23 protein-coding genes are annotated in these 23,465 nt (G+C 62.7%); 11 read left to right on the top strand and 12 right to left on the bottom strand.

The genetic code is table 11. The features are described 5' to 3' along the window. Window positions 1-274: 274 nt before the first annotated feature. Window positions 275-1,495 carry an alanine racemase gene (locus NKI31_RS30920; RefSeq protein ID WP_023668250.1) on the bottom strand — a complete coding sequence of 407 codons (1,221 nt, stop codon included), beginning with the start codon at window positions 1,493-1,495 and terminating at the stop codon, window positions 275-277. 211 nt (window positions 1,496-1,706) lie between these two features. On the opposite strand from NKI31_RS30920, the gene NKI31_RS30915 reads away from it, so the two are divergent. Further along, entirely contained in the window at window positions 1,707-2,624 is a 918-nt protein-coding gene (locus NKI31_RS30915) for a DMT family transporter (protein ID WP_023682155.1), read from the top strand. Window positions 2,625-3,076: 452 nt separating this feature from the next. Here NKI31_RS30915 and metF read toward each other — a convergent pair whose 3' ends face one another. Then, window positions 3,077-3,994, bottom strand: coding sequence for a methylenetetrahydrofolate reductase [NAD(P)H] (metF, locus tag NKI31_RS30910; protein WP_023690856.1), 918 nt, complete (start codon window positions 3,992-3,994; stop codon window positions 3,077-3,079). Beyond that, complete coding sequence (locus NKI31_RS30905; RefSeq protein WP_352653365.1) at window positions 3,994-5,016, bottom strand: ArsR/SmtB family transcription factor; 1,023 nt, start codon at window positions 5,014-5,016, stop codon at window positions 3,994-3,996. The genes metF and NKI31_RS30905 overlap by 1 nt, the downstream gene beginning before the upstream one ends. Before the next feature lie 166 nt (window positions 5,017-5,182). Here NKI31_RS30905 and tsaA point away from each other — a divergent pair, with 166 nt between their 5' ends. Further along, window positions 5,183-5,689, top strand: a complete 507-nt coding sequence (tsaA, locus tag NKI31_RS30900; protein ID WP_352653364.1) for a tRNA (N6-threonylcarbamoyladenosine(37)-N6)-methyltransferase TrmO — start codon at window positions 5,183-5,185, stop codon at window positions 5,687-5,689. Beyond that, the gene (locus NKI31_RS30895) at window positions 5,686-6,000 is read left to right on the top strand and encodes a DUF2293 domain-containing protein (protein ID WP_023668245.1); all 315 of its coding nucleotides are present in this window, start codon (window positions 5,686-5,688) and stop codon (window positions 5,998-6,000) included. The genes tsaA and NKI31_RS30895 overlap by 4 nt, the downstream gene beginning before the upstream one ends. Window positions 6,001-6,006: 6 nt before the next feature. Here the strand turns inward: NKI31_RS30895 and NKI31_RS30890 are convergent, their stop codons facing one another. Beyond that, complete coding sequence (locus NKI31_RS30890) at window positions 6,007-6,513, bottom strand: hypothetical protein (RefSeq protein WP_352653363.1); 507 nt, start codon at window positions 6,511-6,513, stop codon at window positions 6,007-6,009. Between the two features lie 152 nt (window positions 6,514-6,665). Here NKI31_RS30890 and NKI31_RS30885 point away from each other — a divergent pair, with 152 nt between their 5' ends. Then, complete coding sequence (locus NKI31_RS30885) at window positions 6,666-7,628, top strand: D-amino acid aminotransferase (RefSeq protein WP_023668243.1); 963 nt, start codon at window positions 6,666-6,668, stop codon at window positions 7,626-7,628. Between the two features lie 145 nt (window positions 7,629-7,773). Continuing rightward, window positions 7,774-8,616: an SDR family oxidoreductase gene (locus tag NKI31_RS30880; protein WP_023690853.1), complete on the top strand. Its 843-nt coding sequence runs from the start codon at window positions 7,774-7,776 to the stop codon at window positions 8,614-8,616. A 59-nt stretch (window positions 8,617-8,675) separates the two neighbouring features. Here the strand turns inward: NKI31_RS30880 and NKI31_RS30875 are convergent, their stop codons facing one another. After that, window positions 8,676-9,293, bottom strand: a complete 618-nt coding sequence (locus tag NKI31_RS30875; RefSeq protein ID WP_023821784.1) for an MOSC domain-containing protein — start codon at window positions 9,291-9,293, stop codon at window positions 8,676-8,678. Between the two features lie 71 nt (window positions 9,294-9,364). On the opposite strand from NKI31_RS30875, the gene NKI31_RS30870 reads away from it, so the two are divergent. Further along, window positions 9,365-9,511, top strand: a complete 147-nt coding sequence (locus NKI31_RS30870) for a hypothetical protein (RefSeq protein WP_352653362.1) — start codon at window positions 9,365-9,367, stop codon at window positions 9,509-9,511. Here NKI31_RS30870 and NKI31_RS30865 read toward each other — a convergent pair whose 3' ends face one another. Both NKI31_RS30865 and tam read right to left on the bottom strand, forming a co-directional pair. Beyond that, the gene (locus NKI31_RS30865) at window positions 9,512-10,633 is read right to left on the bottom strand and encodes a beta-ketoacyl-ACP synthase III (RefSeq protein ID WP_352653366.1); all 1,122 of its coding nucleotides are present in this window, start codon (window positions 10,631-10,633) and stop codon (window positions 9,512-9,514) included. Between the two features lie 94 nt (window positions 10,634-10,727). Continuing rightward, a complete protein-coding gene (tam, locus tag NKI31_RS30860; protein ID WP_023729366.1) occupies window positions 10,728-11,558 on the bottom strand; it encodes a trans-aconitate 2-methyltransferase in 831 nt (276 codons plus the stop codon). A 222-nt stretch (window positions 11,559-11,780) separates the two neighbouring features. On the opposite strand from tam, the gene NKI31_RS30855 reads away from it, so the two are divergent. Continuing rightward, the gene (locus NKI31_RS30855) at window positions 11,781-12,548 is read left to right on the top strand and encodes a DpnI domain-containing protein (RefSeq protein WP_352653361.1); all 768 of its coding nucleotides are present in this window, start codon (window positions 11,781-11,783) and stop codon (window positions 12,546-12,548) included. Between the two features lie 331 nt (window positions 12,549-12,879). Here the strand turns inward: NKI31_RS30855 and ettA are convergent, their stop codons facing one another. Continuing rightward, complete coding sequence (gene ettA, locus NKI31_RS30850; protein ID WP_023668235.1) at window positions 12,880-14,529, bottom strand: energy-dependent translational throttle protein EttA; 1,650 nt, start codon at window positions 14,527-14,529, stop codon at window positions 12,880-12,882. Window positions 14,530-14,763: 234 nt separating this feature from the next. Here ettA and NKI31_RS30845 point away from each other — a divergent pair, with 234 nt between their 5' ends. Beyond that, the gene (locus tag NKI31_RS30845) at window positions 14,764-16,050 is read left to right on the top strand and encodes a GGDEF domain-containing protein (RefSeq protein ID WP_352653360.1); all 1,287 of its coding nucleotides are present in this window, start codon (window positions 14,764-14,766) and stop codon (window positions 16,048-16,050) included. A gap of 5 nt (window positions 16,051-16,055) precedes the next feature. Here NKI31_RS30845 and NKI31_RS30840 read toward each other — a convergent pair whose 3' ends face one another. From NKI31_RS30840 to NKI31_RS30825, 4 genes are all read right to left on the bottom strand, one after another. Then, window positions 16,056-16,670 (bottom strand): hypothetical protein, encoded by a 615-nt coding sequence (locus NKI31_RS30840; protein ID WP_031194875.1) that lies wholly within the window; start codon window positions 16,668-16,670, stop codon window positions 16,056-16,058. A gap of 70 nt (window positions 16,671-16,740) precedes the next feature. After that, a complete protein-coding gene (locus NKI31_RS30835; RefSeq protein WP_352653359.1) occupies window positions 16,741-17,754 on the bottom strand; it encodes a ribonuclease T2 family protein in 1,014 nt (337 codons plus the stop codon). Window positions 17,755-17,852: 98 nt separating this feature from the next. Then, window positions 17,853-18,302 (bottom strand): MarR family winged helix-turn-helix transcriptional regulator, encoded by a 450-nt coding sequence (locus tag NKI31_RS30830; RefSeq protein WP_023690845.1) that lies wholly within the window; start codon window positions 18,300-18,302, stop codon window positions 17,853-17,855. Then, window positions 18,299-19,180 (bottom strand): alpha/beta fold hydrolase, encoded by an 882-nt coding sequence (locus NKI31_RS30825; protein WP_352653358.1) that lies wholly within the window; start codon window positions 19,178-19,180, stop codon window positions 18,299-18,301. The genes NKI31_RS30830 and NKI31_RS30825 overlap by 4 nt, the downstream gene beginning before the upstream one ends. A gap of 132 nt (window positions 19,181-19,312) precedes the next feature. Between NKI31_RS30825 and NKI31_RS30820 the strand changes: the two genes are divergently transcribed. From NKI31_RS30820 to NKI31_RS30810, 3 genes are all read left to right on the top strand, one after another. After that, a complete protein-coding gene (locus tag NKI31_RS30820; RefSeq protein ID WP_352653356.1) occupies window positions 19,313-20,245 on the top strand; it encodes an alpha/beta fold hydrolase in 933 nt (310 codons plus the stop codon). Between the two features lie 82 nt (window positions 20,246-20,327). After that, complete coding sequence (locus NKI31_RS30815; RefSeq protein ID WP_352653355.1) at window positions 20,328-21,503, top strand: CaiB/BaiF CoA transferase family protein; 1,176 nt, start codon at window positions 20,328-20,330, stop codon at window positions 21,501-21,503. After that, window positions 21,500-23,149 carry a thiamine pyrophosphate-binding protein gene (locus NKI31_RS30810; RefSeq protein ID WP_352653354.1) on the top strand — a complete coding sequence of 550 codons (1,650 nt, stop codon included), beginning with the start codon at window positions 21,500-21,502 and terminating at the stop codon, window positions 23,147-23,149. The genes NKI31_RS30815 and NKI31_RS30810 overlap by 4 nt, the downstream gene beginning before the upstream one ends. The last annotated feature ends 316 nt before the right edge of the window (window positions 23,150-23,465 follow it).

Here is a 23,465-nt window from a genome sequence, read left to right as displayed (position 1 = left end):
GCGTTCCTTCGCGGGAATCAGGTGACGTGAACAATCACCAGCCTGCCATGACCGCCCCCTCTCAGCGAATTTGCAGAACTCTCAGCACACTACCCCGGTTTCGCGGAGCGAATTCATCGGCATGAAGGCTGGCGAACGCCGGGACGCTGCGAAGCAGCGGGGACCCGGCAGGTGGATCGGCCACCACCCCGGCCCTTCGCATAGCTCAGGGCGTCGAAGGCTCGAAAAGCCAAGCAATTGGCTTTTCGTCCGCTGAAGCGGAGAAGGAAGAAACCTAATCCGCCATCGTCTCTAGGCTGGCGAATCCCTGCGGCGCATCGCCTTCATCGAAGGGTGTCGTCACCTCGACGAAGGTATCGGGATAAAAGCCGTTGAAGCGGGTTCTTAGCGACAGCGAATAGGCGCCGATATGGCCGATCTCGATCCAGTCGCCGGTGTCGACGGTTTCCGGCAGCCAGAACGGCCGCGACAGGATGTCGACGGAATCGCAGGTCGCGCCGCAGACCTTGAACGGCACGATGTTCTTCTCCTCGCCATTGCGCGAGCGGATCGCCGGATCGGGGATGAAGCGGGCCGGCAGTGTGATCTTGCCGGTCCAAGAATCCGACAGCGACGCCCAGATGCCGTCATTGATGTAGAGCCGCTTGCCCTTGCGCAGCAGCACCCGCACGATCAGCGACAGGCAGCGCGCCACGATCACCCGGCCGGGCTCGGCCACCAACGGGATCTGGTCGAACTGGTATTCCCTCAGGTCGCCCGACAGCCGCGACATGATCTGGCCGAGCGACGGCATCTCGATCTGCTTGCGATTGGGGTCATGGCCGTACTCGGCGGGAAAGCCGCCGCCGACATCGAGGCCCGCAATGTCGAAGGTCAGCCGGTTGCGCACCCAATCGGCGGAGGCCAGCGCCCGTTCATAGGTGTCGGGATCCTCGATCTGGCTGCCGACATGGAAGCACAGGCCGACCTTGTAGCCGGTGCGGTTGAGCCGCTCGGCGAGTTCCACCGCATAGGCCGGCCCGGCGCCGAATTTCTTCGACAGTTCATAGGCCGCCGAACCCTTGGTCTGGATTCGCACGAACACGCTGATGGAGCCCGGATCGATGTCAAGCGCCCGCACCACCCGCGTCAGCTTGGTGATCTCGTCCTCATGGTCGAGCGAAATGACCCGGATGGCGTATTTTTCCAGCGCAAGCTTGATGTCCGACTGCGCCTTGACCGGATGCATGTAGAGCATCTCGGCGTCGGGTGAGACGGCGCGCACGGCGGCGAACTCGCCGGGCGAGGCCACATCGAAGGCGGTGACGCCGGCTTCGACCAGCGCCTTGAGCACGATCTGCTCGCCATTGGTCTTGACTGCGTAGGCGGTCTTGCCGGGAAACATGCCCATGAACTGTTTGGCATCCGCCTTCAGCACCTGCGGGCGAAAGCAGTAGACCGGATCGTCCGGCCGAAGCGCCAGCGCCGCCTCGCGGGCATTCTCGAATCGCTGCATGGACGAATCCCCTGACTTCTCGGCTGCGCACAATTAATCCAAGCTAGCGGCCAAAGAAAACAATTCTGTGTCTGGCGGGCACTGACCCAGCGGCGCATCCTCCTGGCAGCACTGTTGCCAGCAATCAGGTTTCGGGTGGCTCTTGTCGCCGGACCCGATATGCCTTCTGCCTGAGTGGCTGGCATTGATGCCGCGGGGAAGGACGTTCACGATGGCAATAGCCACGACAGCCGTGCAGCGCGGACCGATGACGCTGAGGGACTGGGGACAGCTTCTGCTGCTCGGCGCCATCTGGGGCGGCTCGTTCTTCTTTGCCCGCATCGCCGTTGCCGAAATGCACCCGCTGGTGCTGGTGCTGTTTCGCGTTGCCATTGCGGCCATTGCACTGCAGCTCTATCTCGGCATTCGCGGTCCGTCCTTCCGCCTCGCCTTCCCGCATGCCGGCCTGTTTTTCCTTTTGGCGCTCGCCAACAATGTCGTCCCGTTCTCGCTGATCTTTGCCGGCCAGACCGCGCTTGGCGCCGGCGTCGCCTCGGTGCTCAATGCGACGACGCCGTTCTGGACGCTGATCCTCGCCAACGCGCTGACAGCGGACGAAAAGCTCTCCTGGAACAAGCTTGCCGGCATCGGGCTCGGCATCGCCGGCACCGCTGTCATGATCGGCCCCGGCCTGCTGGCCGGGCTCGGCGGCCCGGTCTGGGCGAAATTCGCGCTGATCGGCGCCTCGCTGTCATACGCCGTCGCGCTGATGATTGCCCGCCGCTTCAAGGGCGTGCCCTCGCCGGTCATCGCCACCGGACAATTGACGGCGTCGACCATCATCATGATCCCGGTGGTGCTGCTCACCTATGGCCCGGCCGGCCTGTTCTCGGCCTCGCCGCCGGTCTGGACGGCGGTGCTGGCGCTGGCGCTGCTCTCCACCGCCTTCGCCTACATCCTCTATTTCAACCTCGTCGCCTCGGCCGGCGCCACCAACGCCTCGCTGGTCACGCTCATCGTCCCGGCCAGCGCCATCCTGCTCGGCCTCCTGTTCCTCGGCGAGCGGCTCGCTCTGTTCGAGTTCTGCGGCATGGCACTGATCGCGCTTGGCCTGGTGACGATCGACGGGCGGTTGTTTGGTCGGCGCTAATGCTGTCGACCAAAAGTGCGCAGCGGTTTTGGGACAACGACGCGCTTTAGCTCTGGTAGCGCTGCCATGCCTCGCTTTCGCCACGGGCGCGTCACAATTTATTCACAGGCTGCCAGCGGCTTTTGCCGAAGAGTTTCAACGCTTAACGACAGGTGGCAGGTCGCAAATTCCACAATCGCGTCGCATTGCAGCATATTTTCCGCTTGCCTGTGGCACAAATGCCCCTAGACTCCCATCCATAGCTCTTGAAGAAGGAGACTATGACATGGGACTTACGAGGCCAATCAACGCATTGATGATCTGTGCTGCATTTGCCTTCATTGGCGCCCTTATCATAGGTGTTCTTCCGTAACCGCCGGAGCGGAAGAAAACAGCAGCAATAGCCCACAAATTCGAAAGGCCGGGTGTTTCGCCCGGCCTTTTGCATTTCAGATTTCGTACCACGATGAAGCTCAGGCGGCGGCGGATCCAGCTGCCTCTGTTTCGTGGGAGCGGATGCCGATCATATGGCAGATGGCAAACACCAGGTCGGCCCGGTTCATGGTGTAGAAATGGAAGTCGCTGACCCCGCGCTCGACGAGATCGAGCACCTGCTCGGCCGCCACGGCAGACGCCACGAGCGCATGCGTCTGCGGATCGTTGTGCAGCCCTTCGAAACGCTCGGCCAGCCATGCCGGCACCAGCGCGCCGCAGCGTGCCGAGAAATTGGCGACCTGGGTGAAATTGTGCACCGGCAGGATGCCAGGCACGATCGGGATGTAGATGCCGGCACGGCGCGCCTTCTCGACATAACGCTCGTAGAGATCGTTGTCGAAGAAGAACTGGGTGATCGCCCGCGTCGCGCCATTGTCGGCCTTGCGCTTCAGCATGTCGAAGTCGGTGGCGAAGTCGGGGCTTTCCGGATGCTTTTCGGGATAGGCCGAGACCGAGATGTCGAAATCGCCGGCGTCCTTCAGCGCTCCGACAAGTTCGGCGCCATTGGCATAGCCATCGGGATGCGGCCGGTAGGCCGTACCGACACCCGCCGCCGGATCGCCGCGCAACGCAACGAAGCGCTTCACGCCCATATCGGCGAATTCGCGGACCACGGCATCGACCTCATGGCGGGCGGCGTCGACGCAGGTCATGTGCGCCGCCGGCGTCAGCGCCGTCTCGTTCAGGATGCGCTTGACCGTGCGCGCCGTGCGCTCCCGCGTCGAGCCGCCGGCGCCATAGGTCACCGAGACGAATCTCGGCTTCAGCGGCTCCAGCCTGGTGACGGTGTCCCAGAGCCTGGCTTCCATCTCGTCGGTCTTCGGCGGGAAGAACTCGAAGGAGACGCGGACCTTGTCGCCAATGTCGGGACGGCGGGAAAAGCGGAACTGGTTCATCAGGCGATTTCCCCCATAGGGTACGCTTTGGTGGGTTGGGTGTCATTTGAAGGCTCGGCGATCAGCATGCGGCGGTCGCGGCCGAGCCACAGCTTGACGGTGAGCCTGGCTTCGTTGCCGCCGCGCGGCTCGAATTCCTGGGCATCCTCGAGATCGAGCCCGGCCTCGGCAAACCATTCGGAGATCTGGCGGTCGGAAAAGCCCAGCCTGACATGCGCATGCTGGTCGCGCAGGAATTCCAGTGCATGCGGCGCGAAATCGACGATCACCAGCCGGCCCGACGGGCGCAGCAGCCTTGCCGCCTCGCGGATGGCGCGGGCGGGATCGTCCAGATAGTGCAGCACCTGATGGATGGTGACGAGGTCGAAGGCGTCGCGCTCGACCGGCGGCGCGAAAATGTCGCCTTGGCGGACCTGCGCATTGGCGATGCCTGCCTTGTCGAGATTGGCCCGCGCCACCGTCAGCATTTCGCGCGACATGTCGATGCCGACGCCGCGCCGGTAGAGCGGCGAAAATATCTCCAGCAGCCGCCCGGTACCGGTGCCGAGGTCTAGCATCGACTGGAATGGCCGCTTGCCGACCAGCTTGAGGAGTGCGGCTTCCACCGCGCGGTCCGGCACATGCAGCGAGCGGATGTGATCCCAGCTGGCGGCGTTCTCGGAGAAATACTCGGCGGCACGGTCCTGGCGCTTGCGCTTGACCGATGCCAACCGCTCGAGATCGCGCTCGACCTGCGGATCGGCGCCGCGAATGCCAGAGACCAGCCCCATGACGAAGTCGCGCGCGGAATCCGTATCCGACAGCCGGAAGAAGGCCCACGAGCCCTCCTGGTAGCGGCCGATCAACCCGGCCTCCAGCAGCAGCTTCAAATGCCGCGACACCCGCGGTTGCGACTGGCTGAGGATCTCGGTGAGGTCGGACACGGTGAGATCGCCGCGCGACAGCAGCGCCAGGATGCGGAGCCGGCTCGATTCGGCCGCAGCCTTCAACATATCAACCATCGTATCGAGCGAAACATGCATTGGCGTATTCTCGTTGAAAAGATATAAACATATGTTTATGTCAGCTTTGGCGGCATAGCAAGGCCTATGTCGCTTCCTGACAAGAAAATGCCGCACACATGGTCCCCGCCAGAGAGAACCGCTTTTCCCTGACGATCGGCTGGAAACTTGTGCTAGGGCGAAAGCCATGTTCGAGACGCGCGACGGCGAAAAGCTCCTGCAGGCCGACCCGGCTGACATGCCGGCGGATGGCCATATCGTGTTTATCGGCCGCATCGCCTCGCCATGGACCACGCGCGAAAGCTGCCCGAAGAACATGCGCGCCGCCCGCGAGACCGGACAGGCGGCCACCGTTCTCATCGACCCACCCTATCGCGACGGTCTGCTTGCGCTGGAGCGGGCCAGCCACATCGTCCTCCTGTCCTGGCTGCATTACGCGCCGCGAGGACTGATTGTGCAGAAACCCCGCCATGCGGCTGAACCGAAAGGGGTTTTCTCGCTGCGCTCCCCTGCCCGGCCGAACCCGATCGGGTTGCATGTCGCCGGCCTGATCGCCGTCGACATCGACAACGGCCGCATCGCCATCGACGCCATCGATGTTCTCGACGGCACGCCAGTGATCGACATCAAGCCCTATTTCGCCTCGACCGACGCCTTTCCCGAGGCGACCATTGCCGGGCGTGACGAAAAATGAGTGCGCCCACCGGCCGCCGCCGCGCCATCGCCAAGGCGCTGACCGCACTGCTGCCCCTGGCGCCCTATGCCGATATGGAGAAAATCCGCACCGAGGCCGGCGCCGTGCACATGAAGACGCTGCCGCCGGGCATCGCGGTCTGGCTGGCGACGATCGCCCATATCAGGCACGGCCATACCGACTATGAAAAGCTGCTGGCCGAGGGCTATGACCGCGACTCGGCGCGGTTCTTCGTCATCGAGCAAACAAACATGGTGCTGACCCGTTGGCGCGCCACGCGCCTGCTCGATGCAGAGGACGAAGAGGAATAACTTCAGCTACCGTCGCTTCAATACGGCAACCGCATTGTAGGGCTGGCCGTCGGCCTGGCCAACCCAGGTCCAGGACAGGTTCCCTTTGAAAAATCGGACGGTGATGCCGCCACCGTCGATGCACTTGTCCTGGCCGTAGCTGATGTTTTCCCGGTATTCCGCCGAACTGTCGTCGCGAGAAATCTGGGTCAACGATCCGCCGCAGCCGAGCGACGGATAGTCGATCGACGCGGCGCCATCGCCGATTGTCATTGCGATCGCCCAATCGGCGCTGGCAGCACCGGCCGGACTTTGATGACCGCTGCCGGTCCAGACGCCGTTGAGCCCCGCCGCGTTGACCACGCAAGGCACGTTCTGAAAGATCGGCGTCAGCTCGCTGCCCGTCTTCTCGCAACGATAGGTCTGGCCGTTCTGGCACAGCGCCTCGCCCTCGCGAGCGCATTGCGCGAAGGCATGGCCAGTGACGAAGACGAGGAAAATTGCAAAGCTGATGGTCCGAAAAGATCTGCCCATTTTGCCCCTCCCGGCCGGATATTTTCAAGCCGGACCATAGGGCATATCGAATGTGCTACCTAGGACAAACAGCGATGGTTGGGTGGCCCTATGCCGCCTGCAGGGGACCACTAGCTTGAATCTGCCGCATCAAGCCGAAGGGACCAATCGCCATGAACCGAAGCGCAGCAGCCGGTAGCATTGTGCCATTGCCGGCTTTGTCGGATCGCCATATCGATCCGCATTCCTATCCCGACGGCATCGCCTTTCTCGATGGTCAGTATCTGCCGATGTCGCAAGCCAAGATCTCGGTGCTGGATTGGGGCTTTCTGCATTCCGACGCCACCTACGACACCGTGCATGTCTGGGACGGGAGCTTCTTCCGACTCGACCTGCATCTCGACCGCTTCTTCGCCGGCTTGCAAAAACTGCGCATGACGATCCCGTCCGACCGCGATGGTGTGGCCGAGATTCTGCACAATTGCGTGGCGCTGTCGGGCCATCGCGCCGCCTATGTCGAAATGCTGTGCACACGCGGCGCCTCGCCGACCTTCAGCCGCGATCCGCGCCAGGCGGTCAACCGCTTCATGGCCTTCGCAGTTCCCTTCGGCTCGGTCGCCAATGCCGAGCAGTTGCGGCGCGGCCTGCATGTCGCCATTAGCGACAAGGTGCGCATTCCGCCGGTCTCGATCGATCCGGCGATCAAGAACTACCACTGGCTCGACCTCGTGCGCGGCCTCTACGACGCTTATGACCGTGGGGCCGAAACCGCATTGATTCTCGACTTCAACGGCAATGTCGCCGAAGGCCCCGGCTTCAACGTGTTCTGCGTCAAGGACGGCAGGCTGTCGACGCCAGCCGCCGGCGTGCTGCCCGGCATCACCAGGCGCACCGTCTTCGACCTCTGCGCCGAGGCAGCGCTTCCCACCACGGCCGTCGACGTCAGCGTTGCCGCGCTGAAGGCTGCCGACGAAGTCTTCATCACTTCCACCGCCGGCGGCATCATGCCGGTGACAGTGATCGACGGCGCTGCTGTCGCCGACGGCAAGATAGGCGGGATCACAAAGCGCTTGATGGCGCTCTACTGGCAAAAGCATGACGACCCGGCCTGGTCGAGCCCGGTGCGCTATCCCTGACCGGCGAAGGTCCTGCTCCACACGATGACGTGACCAAAAAGATTCCCCCTCGCCTCTGGAAAATCGCTCGACGCACCGTATATCGCGGAAGCGGAGAAGCCTCCGCTTCCCAGTTCACGGCCCGCATGGGCAAGGATTCCACGTCATGACAAGCAAGGTTTGGTTCATCACCGGATCGTCGAAAGGCTTTGGCCGAGTCTGGGCCGAGGCCGCACTCGCTCGCGGCGACCGTGTCGCCGCAACCGCGCGCGATGCCGGCACGCTCGCCGATCTCGTCGCGAAATACGGCGATAATGTCGCCGCGATCAAGCTCGACGTCACCGACAAGAAGGCTGTCGATGCGGCCATCGCCGAGGCGCACAAGCGCTTTGGCCGGCTCGACGTCGTCATCAACAATGCCGGCTATGGCCATTTCGGCGCCATCGAGGAAGTCAGCGAACAGGAAGCCCGCGACCAGATCGAAACCAATGTGTTCGGCGCGCTCTGGGTCACCCAGGCGGCTTTGCCGATCATGCGGGCGCAGGGCTCCGGCCATATCATCCAGATCTCGTCGATCGGCGGCGTCAACGCCTTTGCGTCGCTCGGCCTATACCATGCCTCGAAATGGGCGCTCGAAGCCTTCAGCCAGTCGCTCAGCATCGAGGTCGCCGAATTCGGCATCCATGTGACGCTTGTCGAACCGGGCGGCTTCTCCACCGATTGGTCCGGCGCCTCGGCCAAGGTCTCCAAAGCGATCGAGGCTTACGCGCCGGCCCGCGCCAAGATGGCGGAACGCCGCGCCAACTCGGTCGCCGGCGACCCCGAGGCCACCGGACCGGCGATGCTTGAAATCGTCGACGCGGCCGAGCCGCCGCTGCGCGTCTTCTTCGGCGATGGCGGCCTGCCGATGATCAAGCAGGAATACGCCAACCGCATCGCGCTGTGGGAAAAGTGGGACCACGTTTCCGTCGAGGCGCAGGGCGCCAAGAAGAACCGCAAGGCGGCCTGAGCGCGTCTTGAAATCCGGCTGCGTCGCCCCGGCGGCCCAGCCCTTGCCCTAGCTCGGTACTAGGATCGATAAATCCACTGCTCGGGCACGCGCACCGAGATCTCTTCCCCTGTTGTCATACGACCCGGTTTCTCGACCCAGGCAACGAGGCCGCGCAGCCGTTTCGCCGCCTTCGGGAAGGCCAGCGCGCCGGCCTCCCGATCGGCCATCCCGGCGTTTTCGGCAATCGAACGTCCGGCAAGGCGGCAAGGTCCGTTCTGCGCATCGACCTTGATCGTCACGCCACCTCTAAAGAACAGCAGCGTGCCTGACGGCAGCATCGAGAGATGCGGCACGCCTTCGATCAGCAGATTGGCGCCGATCCATTCCGGCTTGATCTCGGCCAGCCCCATCCGCTCGGCAACGACGGCGAGTTCATCCGCTGCTACGATTGATATCTGCCGCTCGTTGCGGATTTCGGTGCCGCGCGGATACCAGGGTTCGCGACCGCCGGAACGACGGGTGGCGCCGGCGTGGAAGTCGCCGTCGATGCCTTCGAAACCGAGCTGCAATGCTTCCACCGGGCGCGTCTGGAAGTGATTCGACGGGGCGACGTACAAAGCGGCCACTTTGGCGGACAGCTTCCTGGCGGGGATGATGTCGACCGGCTTCTCAGACTCCGGGAAGAGGTCCAGCATGGCTTCGTTCCTTCTGCAGGATGACGTCGCATTAGCCGTAGCCGTGGGCTCGGGTCCAGTCGAAAGCGATGATGACTCGATCAAACCGGCTGATGGCGTCCGTCGGCATCGTCATGAAGGCAAGGCTGGAGGAACGCTTTCTGCGCGGAGAACTCGGCAACGCCTATGACGATTATGCCCGCAGCGTACCGATGCTGGTGCCGTTCATGCCGGCCTGATTACAGCATCCGCAAAAGCGCGCCGCCGATCGAATAGCCGGCGCCGAAGGCGCACAGCACGCCGAAATCGCCGGGCTTCATGTCGGCGTGGTTTTCCGACAGCGCGATGATGGCGCCGGCGCCGGCGGTGTTGCCGAGCCGCTCCAGCACCATCGGCGCGCGGTCATGGTCGACCTCGTGGCCGAAGGCCAGTTTCAGGATCATGGCGTTCATTCGCGCATTGGCCTGATGCAGCCAGAATCGCCTGATGGCTTGCGGCGTCAGCCCGTGCTCGGCGAGGAATTCGACAATGAATTTGTGGCCGGCGACGGTGACTTCCTTGAACACCTTGTTGCCGACCTGTTTGATCAGATTGCCTTCGAGGTTGATCATGTAAGGATCGTCCTGGGCGGTGCGGGTGTGATAGCCCAGATTGGTGCGGATATTGTTCGACATCTGCGTCCAGGTGCGCGTGTCCAGCACCTCGAAACGCCCCGGCCGCCTCTCGCCCTCGCCCAGCCCCTCGACCACCATCGCCACCGATGCATCGCCGAAGATGAAATGCGTCTGCCGGTCGCGGAAATTGAGATGGCCGGTGATGATCTCCGGCGTGACCACCAGCACGCGCTTGTGCGCGCCCGCCCGCACCAGATTGGCCGCAATGTGCAAGGCGGCCGCGGCCGATGAACAACCAAGCCCCATGTCGAAGCCGGCGCCCTTGGTGCCCAGCGCCTCCTGCATTTCGATGGCAATCGCCGGATAGGGCCGCTGCTGGTGCGAGGCCGAGCAGATCACCAGGTCGATGTCGGAGGCTTTCAGCCCGGCATGGTCGAGCGCCTTCCGGGCCGCGGCCACGCCGAATTCGGCCTGCAGCGACAGTGCATCGTCCGGTCGCGCCGGGATGCGCGGCGCCATGCGAGTCGGATCGAGAATGCCTTCGCGCTCGATCACATGCCGGGTCTGGACGCCCGAGGCATGGACGATGAAGGCGCTGTCGGATTTCTGCAGCAGCGTCTCATCCGTGCCTTGCCGGCGCGCATTGTCGGTGTCGACCCAGGAGTTGAAGCTGGCGACCAGTTCTTCATTGGTGATCTTGGCTTCAGGGATTTCAACGCCGATGCCGCTGATGATGACGCGATGCATATCCAGTCCGTCCATGCGCAGGCGTTGTCGTTCTCATGTGAACGACGAGGGGGCGCGACACAACACTTTTCTCACCCCACCGGTTTACGCCGGCTTAAACCATAGGCTGTGGCGGGATGTCATCGGGAGTGCTACCGGCCCGCTTGGCGACGATGAAAATGCGCGGGAAGCGCAGCAGCACCTTGCCGTTTGCGGTCTTCGGATAGGCCTTGGCAATTTTGGCCGTGTAATTGTCGAGGAATATCTTGCGCTCGCCGGCGTCGAGCGGATCGAGAAACGGCTTCAGCCCCGTCGACTTCACCCATTCGACGATCACCTCGGCGTCGGTCAGCGGATGATTGTAGGCCGTATGCCAGATATCCACCCGGATGGAGAGCGGCGACAAGAGATCATAATAGAACGACACCGCCGGCAGCGGTCCGCGCGCAGCACCTGCCATCTTGGCGGCGAACGGCATTTCGGCGGCCGTCTCGCGCATCAGCCGATGCGACGGCTCAAGCAGATTGTCGGGCATCTGGACGGCGAGCGCACCGCCCGGCGCGAGAAAGCCCATCAGCCGCTGGAACACTACCGGGTGGGTGGGCAGCCATTGGAACACCGCATTGGCGAAGATGACGTTGACCGGCTCGGCAGGCCGCCACGTCGAGGCATCGGCGAGGTCGAAATTGACGCTGGGCAGGCGCGCCCTCGCCTTTTCGATCATGTCGGGAGAGGTATCGAAACCGATGACCTCAGCATCCGGCCAGCGCTCGACCAGCAGCTCGGTCGAGTTGCCCGGGCCGCAGCCGATGTCGACCACCCGGCGCGGGAAATCCACCGGCACCTGCGCAACAAGATCTCGCGCGGGCCGCGTGCGCTCATCCTCGAATTTCAGATATTGGGCGGCGGACCAATCGGATTTTGCTTCAGTGGCTTGGCTACTCATCCATACCTCGTGACGGTGCTGACTTCCACCACCACGATGATAAGCCGGCTGTCCTACGGTGCCGCGCCTCCTTGTTGGACGCAGAACATCTGTGGCACTTTAATTTTCGCATGATCGTTTCCGAAAATCGATTCCGATTTGGGAGGCGGCGCGCTGGTCCGAACACGACACTCCCCGCCAGCATAGATTGACGCGCGAACGCATTGCGTAGACCATTTCTGAATGAAAATGGGATTCCAAGAAACTCAGGCGGCATACGGCAGCGGTTCGCAGAGCGCGAGAATTTGGACGGAGCAGTGGGCATCAGAATGGCTATACTGTCCCAACTGCGGTAATTCGCACCTGACACAGTTTCCGGCAAATCGTCCCGTAGCTGATTTTTACTGCAATAAATGCGATGATGAATACGAACTAAAAAGCGCAAAGAAACCATTTGGCAAAAAAGTCACCAATGGAGCGTATAGCAGAAAAATAGAGCGACTGAATTCGTCCACTAACCCTAACTTTTTCCTACTAAAATACAATTTCAATCAACGATTCGTAGAATCCGTCTTCGTTATTCCGAAACATTTTTTCTCGCCGGAAATCGTACAACCTAGGAAGCCGCTCTCGCCAACGGCACGCCGCGCTGGCTGGATCGGTTCAAACATTCTTCTTAATCGGGTCCCTGAAGCGGGAAGAATCCACCTAGTCAGGAACGGCATCGTCACCTCGAAAGACGAAGTTCTGGCTGCTTGGAACCGCACCGTGTTTCTACGGGAGACGCCTCATGAAGTCAGAGGATGGCTCATTGAGGTAATGCGCTGTATCGAGTCGATTGGCAGAGAAGAATTTGATATCGACGAGGCTTACGCATTTGAAAAAAGGCTTGCCCTCCTTTACCGAAACAATCGGAATATTAGGCCAAAAATCCGTCAACAACTTCAGTATCTTCGGGACAACGGATTTCTTGAATTCTTATCACGCGGTCGGTATCGTATTGCGCGATAGCGCAGGTGATCTGCCCTTAGATCGTTCTTAGGTGCTTGAAATGGCTTGGTATCTCAATAATTACAGATGCTACAGATGTCATAGGTACTGGGCTACGGATTGGTCATGTAACTGTGATGACGAATGCCCATATTGCCAAGCACGGGATGCAACGGCCATCGACAGCGTTGATCTAACTAACATTGTGGTCCAGGAGAACGATGCTTTCATAGTGCTAAACTCCCCATCCACGGCAGAGCATCAACCCGACTATCGGGAAATTGCGCGATTCCCCTCGGCCAAGTTGGCCGAAGATTTCATACAAAATCTCAATGATGAAGCTTAAAAGCAGCTACCGCGTCAGCCTCTTGTACGTCATCCTGTGCGGGTTGACGGCTTCGGGGCCGAGCCGGCGGATCTTGTCCTGCTCGTAGTCCTCGAAATTGCCCTCGAACCATTCGACATGGCTGTCGCCCTCGAAGGCGAGGATGTGGGTGGCCAGACGGTCGAGGAACATACGATCGTGCGAGATGATGACGGCGCAGCCGCCAAAGTTTTCCAGCGCGTCTTCGAGCGCCGCCAGCGTTTCCGTGTCGAGGTCGTTGGTCGGTTCGTCGAGCAGCAGCACATTGCCGCCGGTCTTCAGCATCTTGGCCAAATGGACGCGGTTGCGCTGGCCGCCGGAGAGGTTGCCAACCTTCTGCTGCTGGTCGCCGCCCCGGAAATTGAACGACGCGCAATAGGCGCGCGTGTTGGCCTCGAACTTGCCGAGCTTGACCACTTCGGCACCGCCGGAAATCTCCTCCCACACCGTCTTTGACGGATCGAGCGCATCGCGGCTCTGATCGACATAGCCGAGCTTGACCGTCTCGCCGACGCGGACAGAGCCGGCATCCGGGGTTTCCTGGCCGGTGATCATGCGGAACAGCGTCGTCTTGCCGGCGCCGTTCGGCCCGATAACGCCAACGATGCCGCCCGGCGGCAGTTTGAATTCCAGACCCTCGATCAACAGCGTGTCGCCAAAGCCCTTCGACAAGCCTTCCGCCTCGATCACCACATTGCCGAGCCGCTCGCCATGCGGAATGACGATCTGCGTATCGCTCGGACGCCGCTTGTCGGCTGCATCCAGCAGGTCCTGGAACGCCTGGATACGCGCCTTGGACTTGGTCTGGCGGGCTTTCGGGCTGGACTGGATCCACTCGCGCTCGCGGCCGATGGCGCGCTGGCGGGCGTCGTCCTCGCGACCTTCCTGCTTGAGGCGCTTGGCCTTGGCTTCGAGGTATTTGGTGTAGTTGCCCTCATAGGGAATGCCGCGGCCGCGATCGAGCTCGAGGATCCATCCCGTGACATTGTCGAGGAAATAGCGATCGTGGGTGATGATCATCACCGCGCCGGGATAGGCGCGCAGGTGTTTTTCCAGCCACGCCGTGGTCTCGGCGTCGAGATGGTTGGTCGGCTCATCGAGCAGCAAGAGGTCGGGCTGACGCAGCAGCAGCTGGCAGAGCGCGACGCGGCGGCGCTCACCGCCCGAAAGCTTGGTGACCTCGGAATCCTTGGGCGGGCAGCCCAGCGCTTCCATCGCCATCTCGACCTGCTGTTCGAGATCCCACAGGTTCAACCGGTCCATCTCGTCCTGGAGCTTGGCCGACTCGTCAGCCGTCTCGTCGGAGTAGTTCATCATCAATTCGTTGTAGCGCTCGATGATGGCGGTCTTGGCGGCGACGCCTTCCATGATGTTCTCGAACACCGTCTTGTTGGCATCGAGCGCCGGCTCCTGCGCGAGATAGCCTACGGTGGCGCCTTCGGCGAGCCAGGCTTCGCCGTTCCACTCCTTGTCGAGCCCGGCCATGATCTTGAGGATCGTCGACTTGCCCGAGCCGTTGGGGCCGAGGATGCCGATCTTGGCGTCGGGATAGAAGGAGAGATGGACATTCTCAAGCACCTTCTTGGTGCCATAGGCCTTGTTGAGGCCGGCCATGTGATAGATGAACTGGCGTGCCACGCGCGCTTTCCTTGATGATTGACCGAAATGTCGGATTGAATGGAGGTTGGCCGCTATGTAGGCGATGCCGGGCCGAACGGCAATCGCTTTTGCCATTTCAAGCCGGGTGTACACCGCACGTTAAGTTTTCCGCCGGTTGTAGGGAGCGTTGAAATCCCCGGTTAACCCTTCAGCGTCAAAACAGGATCGATCGCTGGCCTGTCGCGATCGAAAGTAAAGATCGGACCGAAGGTAGTGCTGAACAGTTTCCTGCTCCTTGCCGAAGCGGTCGTCTACTTCAGCGTCATGGTCACGCTGTTCCGCTTCAGGGATCGCATCGGCCTCGGCGTCTTCGTCTGCGCGCTGGGCGCCATGCATTTCCTCGAAACCTATCTCGCCAGCGTCTTCTATGTCGCCCTGCCCTTCGGCATGGTCTCGCCAGGCTCGGCGGTGCTGTTTTCCGGCAAGCTGGTGATGCTGCTTCTCCTCTACATGAAGGAAGATGCGGCCACGGTGCGCCAGCCGATCTATGGCCTTTTGCTCGGCAACGCCTTGATGATCGGGCTGGTCCTGATCCTGCGCCTGCACCATATTTCAGCCTTTTCCGACGGCAAGCTTCCCGATATCGGTTTCATCGACCAGTTGGGCTGGCTGATGGTGTGGGGCACGACGCTGCTCTTCATCGACGCCATCCTGATCATCCTGCTTTACGAAAAGCTCGGGCGTTATCTACGCAGGGCGCCGTTCTCCCGCATCCTGATTTGCGTCGCCTGCGTGCTCACCTTCGACCAGGCCGGATTTTTCAGCGCCCTGCATTTCGTCGCCGGCGCGCCGATTGCGGTCTTCTTCGGCGGCTGGTTCGCCAAGATGGGTGCCGCTTTTGCCTACAGCGCCATGCTTGTCGCCTATCTCAGATGGTTCGAAACGCGTCAGGTCGTGGCACCACGTGGGTTGTCCGACGTCTTCGACACCTTGACCTATCGCGAGCGCTACGAAGCCCTGGTCGAACATGTCGGCCGCGACGGCCTCACCGGCCTGTTGCACAGGGGACGCTTTGACAGCGACGGCGAACGTCTGGTCGCTGTCAGCCTGCGCACGGCCCAACCGCTCAGCCTGCTGATCGTCGACGTCGACCATTTCAAGTCGATCAACGATCGCTTCGGCCATGCCGAGGGCGACAGGGTGCTGAGATCGATCGCCCAGGTGCTGACCCAGGCGGCCGGCGCGCACGATCAGGTTTTCAGGATCGGCGGCGAGGAGTTCGCCATCCTTTGCTCGCAACCGCATGCGGTCGCCAGGTTGCTCGGAGAAAACCTCCGCCAGGCCGTCAAGGCGTGCGTAAACCGGTTCGACATCAGCGTCAGCGCCGGCATCGCCACTGTCGATGAGACCGTAGGCTCGCTTGCCGATCTCTTCGCCCTTGCCGACGAGCGTCTCTACAGGGCCAAGTCCACCGGGCGTGACCGCGTCGTCGGCGAAGCGCATGACGATGCCGAAGACCTAACCGCGTGGACATTGCCCACGCGTGGCGTCAGCGGATAAGGCTGTCAGCTCCGCTTGCGCTGCTGCAACGCGCCGACCGCAACTGAAACGGCTATCAGCGCGATGGCCAGCCATTTCAGCACGGTGATGATCGGACTGGCATCGATGTCATAAGCGATGAACAACAGAATGCCGGGCACCAGCAGGCCGCACATGACCAGCATGATGCGGTTGATCTGCCAAGACACTTTTGCCGCCAGCGCTTCGTCACCGGCTTCGCCGACAAGACCGGCGCGCATCTCCCGGGAGATGGCCAACGCGCTCGACAGGCGCATGGAGATCGGCAAGCCGAGCCCGATTATGAGGAAGGCACACGCCGCCAGCAGAGCCGAGAATTTGAGCGCGCTGGTGTCGGCCGGCACCGGAAACAAAAGTGTCGCCAGCGGCAGGAAGACACAGACGATGCCGAGCGCGGCAATGGCGATGAAGATCGCGGCATTGACCCAAGTGAACAGCTGGTAGCGGCTTGCCCCGATCGGCGCGGCAAGCACGCGCATGCGCGCCCACTCGGCATCGGTATAGGAAAAGCCCGGCCATTCCATGCGGCCGTCTTTTATGGCGGTCATCCCCCTGGCCCAGAAAGCCAGCCGCGCCAGCGCGCCTGATGTCATGCCACTCATCGCCACCCCCGCCGAATGAAACACATCCAGACCATATCACCGCGTCACTACCAAGCGACAGACGGATATCCTACTGGAACCCGGCCGCATCGACCGAGCCCTTCGGACAGCCCGCCTTGGTCGTCGGCGCCGAGGCGAGCATGAGAGTGCTCAGCGAACTGTCGGGGCCGATCGGGCCGGTCAGGCCGAGCGTCAGCTCGCCGATCAGCCGCCTGCCGCTCGACGGATCGACCAGGCAGGAGACACGCACCCGCGCGCCCGACCCGGCGCCGAAGGCGCTGTCGAAGGCGCTGCGGATCTGGTCCGAAGTCAGCTGCTTGCCGACATTCCTGGTGAAGAGCTCGCGCACCGGCGAGGCATTCACCGCCCGCATCAGGTTCAGCGCCTCGGCAAAATACTCCTGCTGGCTCTTGCCGTAGCAGGTGCCGTGCTTGATCCATTCATGCCGTTCGAGCTTGGAGGCGGTGCCCGGCATAACCTGGTCGAGCTCGGCGCGCGTAGCGGCATCGAGATCGACCGGCGGCAGGTCTGCCCAATGGGCCGGATTGTCATTGGCCTTGTCGCTCGCCGGCACCTGGCAATAGAAATTGCCGTTCGGCTGCGGCCAGAGCCCATGCAATGTGAAATGCGACGCGTCGAAGCCGCCCGCCGTCTGCGCCTGGCATTCGGGCTTGCTCGACTTGGTTTCGCAGAAGGCCGGCTGCCAGCTCAGCGCGAAAACATATTCGGGTTTTCCTGAAGCCGGCGCCGCAGGCTTGCCCTGATCGGCGGGCGCGGCCGGCTGGGCGGCTGCGCTGCCGCCGGTGACATGACCGCAGCTGATCTTGACCCAGCGACGCTCAGGATCGGCGCCCGGCACGCGGATGAGGTAATGCGTCGGCGCATCCTTGTTGCCGGCCAGGAGGTCGTAGCTCTGTCCAGCCGTTGTCGCGATATTGCCGGGGTTCTTGCCGCTCTTGATTGCCTGCGTCGCCGGGCAAGCCGCATCGGCCACGAAGGAGCCGCCCATCTTCACATCGGCGCGCGCCATGCCGACACCGGCCAGCGCCACCAACACCGCACCCCAAATCGCCGATATCCGCATTCCAGCACTCCTAGCGTTTCATAGCGCAAGCTAGAAACGTGTGACATGTCAGAATTACGATTTCTTTCGTCCGCCGCAAAAAACAATCGCTCGGTCGATCAGACCCCGCCCTCCTCGACCCGCTTCGTCAACATACGCAGCAGATCAAGCGCTGTCTCGAGCGCGCGAGCCTCGATGCCCTCGCTGATGCGGTTGGCCCAGACATGCTGGCGCGTGCCGATATCCCGGATCGCGGCCCGGCCGGCATCGGTCATCGCCAGGAGCTTCGCGCGGCGGTGCGCCGGGTTGTCCGCATAGGCGGCAAGCCCTTCGGCGGCCAGAATGTCGGCAAGGCGCTGCACGCTCTGGCGGGCAAGCCCCATGTCGCGGGCAATGTCGGCCACCGATTTCGGCTCCTTCAGCACCGCGCCCAGAACCTGCCAGCGCGCCGCCGTCAACCCGGCAGGCTCGGCCAGCCGGTCGGCCGCGTCGAGAAACCCGCCATTCAGCCGGAACACGGCAAGCACCAGTTCGGTGAGCACATCTCCGGCTTCGGTCCTGCTTGTCATTTCTGGCCGGCCTCGATGGTGGAAACGAAAGTGTTGACGGCTTCAGCCACCGCCTCCGGCTTGTCAAGCATCACCCAATGGCCGGAACCGGCGACGGTTCTGTGGCCAATTCCGATGCGCAGCCGAAACAGGGCCGCCGCATTGTCATTGGCCTCCCTGGCCAGCACGAAGATCGGCCCGTGATAGGCATCGAGCGTCGGTTCGGGATTCCATTCCGCCAGCGCCTTGCCGACGCCTGCCCGAGCTGCCGGATCGACCACCGCCGCATCGGCGAGGACCTGTTTGCGGACATCTTCATTGGAGCCGGCGATCGAGGTGTAATAAGCGCTCAGGACATCGCCGCCGTTTGGCCCTGCCAGATCGCGCACGAACCCGTCGCGGATCTCTTTGGGCAGGGCGCGCGGATCGGTCGCCGGATCGACCAGCAGGATGCCGGCAACTCGGTCGGCATGGCCGGCGGCATAGGCGAGCGCGGCCCCACTGCCGCCGCTATGTGCAACGAGGACAAACCGCTTCAGGCCGAACGCATCGGCCACCGCACCAATATCGTCGGCACGGCCGTCATAGCCGTAGTCGGCATCAGCTGCAGGCGCCGATGCGCCATGGCCGCGAAAATCGAAGGCGACCGCCTCACGGCCACCTGCGGTGAGCTGCATCACCCGGTTCCACTGTGTGGCGCGGCTGCAATCACCATGCGCGAACAGGATCGGCAGGCCGTCGCCGGATTTGATGTCGTAGCCGGCAAGCTGGCCCTGCGGGCCGGCAATGGTCTTCATGGTCATCTCCCTGGTTTGGCTGGAAGCAATGCCGGGCAGGAGCATTGCGGATGAAAGGCTCGCCAGCAGAAACGCGCGGCGCGAAACGGTTTTCATGGTCATGCTCCGATCCTATTGACAGTATGCTGTCATATAGCCAAATTGACAGCAAGCTGTCAACAGTGGCCCCGGCTGATTTCGACCTCCCCTTGACGTCGGTCCCGCGTCGCTCAACAGTCGCCGAGGGAGCGAGACATGGCATTTGACAAGCAGACGACGCTGGCCTCACCGACCGGGGCCACGCTCAACCTCTATGTGAAGCGCGCGGGGGGCTCTCCACGCGCGGTAGTCCAGGTCAATCACGGCCTGGCCGAACATGCGGCGCGCTATGCCCGCTTCGCCGATTACCTCAGCACCGGCGGCTTTCACGTCTACGTGCACGACCATCGCGGCCACGGCGCGACCAAGGCGCCCGATGCCCCGCTCGGCAGGTTCGCCGGCACAGGCGGCCCGGCCAAGGTGATCGCCGATGTCGATGCCGTCCACGATTTGATCGCAAGGGAGCAGCCCGGCCTGCCGGTCATCCTGTTCGGCCATTCGATGGGTGCGTCGGTGGCGCTCAACTACCTGCTGGCGCACTCGCCGCGCGTCCACGCCGCGGCGATCTGGAACGGCAATTTCTCACAAGGCTTGCTCGGCCGGCTTGCGCTCGCCATCCTCGCTTATGAGCGCTTCAGGCTCGGCTCCGATGTCCCCTCACGCATCTTGCCCAGGCTGACCTTCCAGGCCTGGGGCAAGGCGGTGCCCAGCCACAAGACGCTCTTCGACTGGCTGTCGCGCGACGAGGCAGAAGTGGCGAAATACATTGCCGACCCGCTGTGCGGCTGGGATGCCTCGATCTCGATGTGGCGCGATGTCGTGGAGATGGCGCAGAAAGGCGGCAAGGATGCGGGCTTTGCCGGCATCAGGCGCGACCTGCCCGTCAGCATCGTCGGCGGCGAGAAGGATCCGGCCTCCGACTATGGCAAGGGCATCGACCATCTCGCCAAGCGCATGCGCGCGATGGGCTTTTCGAATCTGGTTTCAAAGGTTTACGCCGACACCCGGCACGAAAGCTTGAACGAGGTGAACCGCGACTCCGTCATGACCGATTTTGCCGCGTGGGCCGATGGTGTGTTGAAACGCTGACATCGCTGGCCCACCGCAAGGCCCGTGACAGCGGCATCCCGGGTTGATAGAGGCTGCGGTTCCGACCCGTTTTTGGTGATTTATGGCTGAACCTCCGCTGAAAGGCGTCCGCGTCGTCGAACTCGCCCGCATCCTGGCCGGCCCGTGGGCAGGACAATTGCTGGCCGATCTCGGCGCCGATGTCATCAAGGTCGAGAGCCCCGATGGCGGCGACGATACCCGCAAATGGGGTCCGCCCTTCGTCATGAGCCATGATGGCGAGAACCTGTCGGCCGCCTATTACCACTCCTGCAATCGCGGCAAGCGCTCCATCGCGGTCGATTTCTCGACGCCCGAAGGGGCCGAGACGGTGCGCCGGCTGGTTGCCACGGCCGACGTTCTGATCGAGAACTTCAAGTTCGGCGGCCTCAAGAAATACGGGCTCGATTACGAGAGCCTGAAGGCGATCAACCCAAAACTCGTCTACTGCTCGATCACCGGCTTCGGCCAGGACGGGCCTTACGCCCCACGCGCCGGCTATGATTTCATCATCCAGGCCATGGCCGGCATGATGTCGATCACCGGCGAGGTCGGGCGCGAGCCGCAAAAGGCCGGGGTCGCTATTTCCGACATCTTCACCGGCCTCTATTCGGTGATCGCCATCCAGGCAGCGCTTCGCCATGCCGAAAAGACCGGCGAAGGCCAGCATATCGACATGGCCCTGTTCGACACGCAGATTTCCGCACTCGGCAACCAGAACCTCAACTATCTCGTCTCCGGCAAGGCGCCGGTGCAGATGGGCAATGCGCATATGAACATTGCGCCCTATGAGGTTGTCCCGGTCAGGGACGGCCACATCATCCTGGCGGTCGGCAATGACGGCCAGTTCGCCAAATTCTGCGCCGCCGTCGGGCTCGACCATCTCTCAGCGAATCCCGATTTCGCCACCAATCCGGCCCGCGTCGCCAACCGGGTGAAGTTGCGCGAGCACTTGATCGAGACGCTGAAGAATTGGGATCGCGACCCGCTGCTGGCCAAGCTCGAAGCGGCAAGCGTGCCGGCGAGCCCGATCAACGACATCGGCCAGATGTTTGCCGACCCGCAGACGATCGCACGCGGCATGCGCCTCGACCTCGACGATGGCCATGGCAATCGTCTGCCCTCGGTACGCGCGCCGATGGTGATGTCCGGCACACCGCTGGTCTATGAACGCCCTTCGCCGCGCCTTGGCGAACACACGCAAGAAATCCTTGCCGAACTGGAGAAGTCTGGACGATGAAGACCGGTGGACAACTGATTGTCGACGCACTCGAGGCGAACGGCACCGACCGCATCTTCTGCGTGCCCGGCGAATCCTATCTCGCGGTGCTCGACGCATTGCATGACTCGCCCATCCGCACCATTGTCTGCCGACAGGAAGGCGGCGCCGCCATGATGGCCGACTGCCAGGGGCGGCTGACCGGCAAGCCCGGGATCTGCTTCGTCACCCGCGGCCCCGGCGCCACCAATGCATCGGCCGGCATTCACATTGCCATGCAGGATTCGATACCCGCCATCCTGTTCATCGGCCAGGTCGCCAGCCACGCCAAGGAGCGCGAGGCTTTCCAGGAGGTCGACTACAAGCGCTTCTTCGGCGACATCGCCAAATGGGTGGTGGAGATCGACGATGCCGCGCGCATCCCCGAACTCGTCACCCGCGCCTTCGCCGTCGCGACATCGGGCCGCCCCGGCCCCGTGGTCATCTCGCTGCCGGAGGACATGCTGACCAGCCTGGTCGACGCGCCTGCGGCCTTGCCGCACACGCCGGTCGAAACCCGCCCCGGCGGAGCCGAGCTCGACGCGCTGGAGAAACTGCTCGGCAAGGCCAAACGCCCTTTCGTCATCCTCGGCGGCACACGCTGGGACGAGGAAGCGGTGGCGCGCATGCGCACCATTGCCGAGGCCTGGTCGCTGCCGGTCGGCTGCTCCTTCCGCCGCCAGATGCTGTTCGACCATCTGCACCCGAACTATGCCGGTGATGTCGGCATCGGCATCAACCCGAAGCTGGCCACCGCCATCAAGCAGGCCGACCTGGTGCTGCTGATCGGCGGCCGCATGGGCGAGATGCCGTCCTCCGACTACACGTTGCTGAAAAGCCCCTATCCCGACCAGACGCTGGTCCATGTCCATGCCGATGCCGGTGAACTCGGCCGCGTCTACCGGCCGACGCTGGCGATCAACGCCTCGCCATCGGCCTTCGTCGAAGCCTTCGCCAAGCGCAAGCCAGCCTCCGCGCCAGCCTGGGCGGATGAGACGCCAAAGCACCATGCCGCCTACCTCGACTGGTCGACGCCGCCTGAGACCGGCCCCGGCCCGGTCCAGATGGGACCGATCATGAATTACCTGGAAAAGGTTCTGCCCGACGACGCCATTTTCACCAACGGCGCCGGCAATTACGCCACCTGGGTGCACCGCTTCCACCGCTTTCGCCGCTTCGCCACGCAGGGCGCGCCAACCTCCGGTTCGATGGGTTATGGCACGCCGGCCGCGGTCGCCGCTAAGGCGCTCCATCCCGACCGCACCGTGATCGCCTTTGCCGGCGACGGCTGCTTCCTGATGAACGGACAGGAATTCGCCACCGCCGTGCAATACGACCTGCCGATCATCGTCATCGTCATCAACAACGGCATCTACGGCACCATCCGCATGCACCAGGAGCGCGACTATCCCGGCCGCGTCGTCGCCACCGATCTGAAGAACCCTGACTTTGCCGCTCTTGCCCGCGCCTATGGCGGCCACGGCGAGACGGTCGAGAACACGGCAGATTTTGCCCCTGCCTTCGAGCGGGCCCGCGCCAGCGGCAAGCCGGCGATCGTCGAAATCAGGCTCGACCCCGAGGCGATCACCCCGACGCGGACGATGACGCAGATCCGCGACAAGAGCTGAGTACCGACAAGGGATAGGCCGAGTTCCGTCACACCCCCCTCTGTCCTGCCGGACATCTCCCCCTCAAGGGCATAGGCGCTAAGATAGCTTTGGCATGGACTGAAATTTGCGCTTTCGTGGTGGTTCGCGCCAGCGATATCGCAAGGCATGGAGATTTTGGCGCAGGGAAGGAAGGTTGAGTAAAGATGGTCGCGATCAGAGAGGCGACGATCTGGCGGGTTGCGCGCCACAGTAGCGGGCGCCCGTCGCTCAAGGGGGAGAGACACCCAACTCCTGCGAGAGGGGTTCGGTCACAAGCGCGATGAGGAAGTGTGCA

Origin of the sequence: Mesorhizobium sp. M0659, from assembly GCF_040320605.1 — a bacterium.
In the GTDB taxonomy this organism is placed as follows: domain Bacteria; phylum Pseudomonadota; class Alphaproteobacteria; order Rhizobiales; family Rhizobiaceae; genus Mesorhizobium.
Note: the sequence above shows the minus strand (reverse complement) of the source record. Positions and strands in the feature narration are given on the sequence as shown.

What these genes read in the sequence shown, in the direction of transcription:
- NKI31_RS30885 (WP_023668243.1), top strand. Translation starts at nt 6,666, where the DNA reads ATGAACCGAAGCGCAGCAGCCGGTAGCATTGTGCCATTGCCGGCTTTG.
- NKI31_RS30895 (WP_023668245.1), top strand. Translation starts at nt 5,686, where the DNA reads ATGAGTGCGCCCACCGGCCGCCGCCGCGCCATCGCCAAGGCGCTGACC.
- NKI31_RS30820 (WP_352653356.1), top strand. Translation starts at nt 19,313, where the DNA reads ATGGCATTTGACAAGCAGACGACGCTGGCCTCACCGACCGGGGCCACG.
- NKI31_RS30865 (WP_352653366.1), bottom strand. Translation starts at nt 10,633, where the DNA reads ATGCATCGCGTCATCATCAGCGGCATCGGCGTTGAAATCCCTGAAGCC.
- NKI31_RS30810 (WP_352653354.1), top strand. Translation starts at nt 21,500, where the DNA reads ATGAAGACCGGTGGACAACTGATTGTCGACGCACTCGAGGCGAACGGC.
- tsaA (WP_352653364.1), top strand. Translation starts at nt 5,183, where the DNA reads ATGTTCGAGACGCGCGACGGCGAAAAGCTCCTGCAGGCCGACCCGGCT.
- NKI31_RS30840 (WP_031194875.1), bottom strand. Translation starts at nt 16,670, where the DNA reads ATGAGTGGCATGACATCAGGCGCGCTGGCGCGGCTGGCTTTCTGGGCC.
- NKI31_RS30890 (WP_352653363.1), bottom strand. Translation starts at nt 6,513, where the DNA reads ATGGGCAGATCTTTTCGGACCATCAGCTTTGCAATTTTCCTCGTCTTC.
- NKI31_RS30825 (WP_352653358.1), bottom strand. Translation starts at nt 19,180, where the DNA reads ATGACCATGAAAACCGTTTCGCGCCGCGCGTTTCTGCTGGCGAGCCTT.
- NKI31_RS30915 (WP_023682155.1), top strand. Translation starts at nt 1,707, where the DNA reads ATGGCAATAGCCACGACAGCCGTGCAGCGCGGACCGATGACGCTGAGG.
- NKI31_RS30880 (WP_023690853.1), top strand. Translation starts at nt 7,774, where the DNA reads ATGACAAGCAAGGTTTGGTTCATCACCGGATCGTCGAAAGGCTTTGGC.
- metF (WP_023690856.1), bottom strand. Translation starts at nt 3,994, where the DNA reads ATGAACCAGTTCCGCTTTTCCCGCCGTCCCGACATTGGCGACAAGGTC.
- NKI31_RS30855 (WP_352653361.1), top strand. Translation starts at nt 11,781, where the DNA reads ATGAAAATGGGATTCCAAGAAACTCAGGCGGCATACGGCAGCGGTTCG.
- NKI31_RS30870 (WP_352653362.1), top strand. Translation starts at nt 9,365, where the DNA reads ATGACTCGATCAAACCGGCTGATGGCGTCCGTCGGCATCGTCATGAAG.
- NKI31_RS30835 (WP_352653359.1), bottom strand. Translation starts at nt 17,754, where the DNA reads ATGCGGATATCGGCGATTTGGGGTGCGGTGTTGGTGGCGCTGGCCGGT.
- NKI31_RS30830 (WP_023690845.1), bottom strand. Translation starts at nt 18,302, where the DNA reads ATGACAAGCAGGACCGAAGCCGGAGATGTGCTCACCGAACTGGTGCTT.
- NKI31_RS30920 (WP_023668250.1), bottom strand. Translation starts at nt 1,495, where the DNA reads ATGCAGCGATTCGAGAATGCCCGCGAGGCGGCGCTGGCGCTTCGGCCG.
- NKI31_RS30815 (WP_352653355.1), top strand. Translation starts at nt 20,328, where the DNA reads ATGGCTGAACCTCCGCTGAAAGGCGTCCGCGTCGTCGAACTCGCCCGC.
- NKI31_RS30905 (WP_352653365.1), bottom strand. Translation starts at nt 5,016, where the DNA reads ATGCATGTTTCGCTCGATACGATGGTTGATATGTTGAAGGCTGCGGCC.
- NKI31_RS30875 (WP_023821784.1), bottom strand. Translation starts at nt 9,293, where the DNA reads ATGCTGGACCTCTTCCCGGAGTCTGAGAAGCCGGTCGACATCATCCCC.
- tam (WP_023729366.1), bottom strand. Translation starts at nt 11,558, where the DNA reads ATGAGTAGCCAAGCCACTGAAGCAAAATCCGATTGGTCCGCCGCCCAA.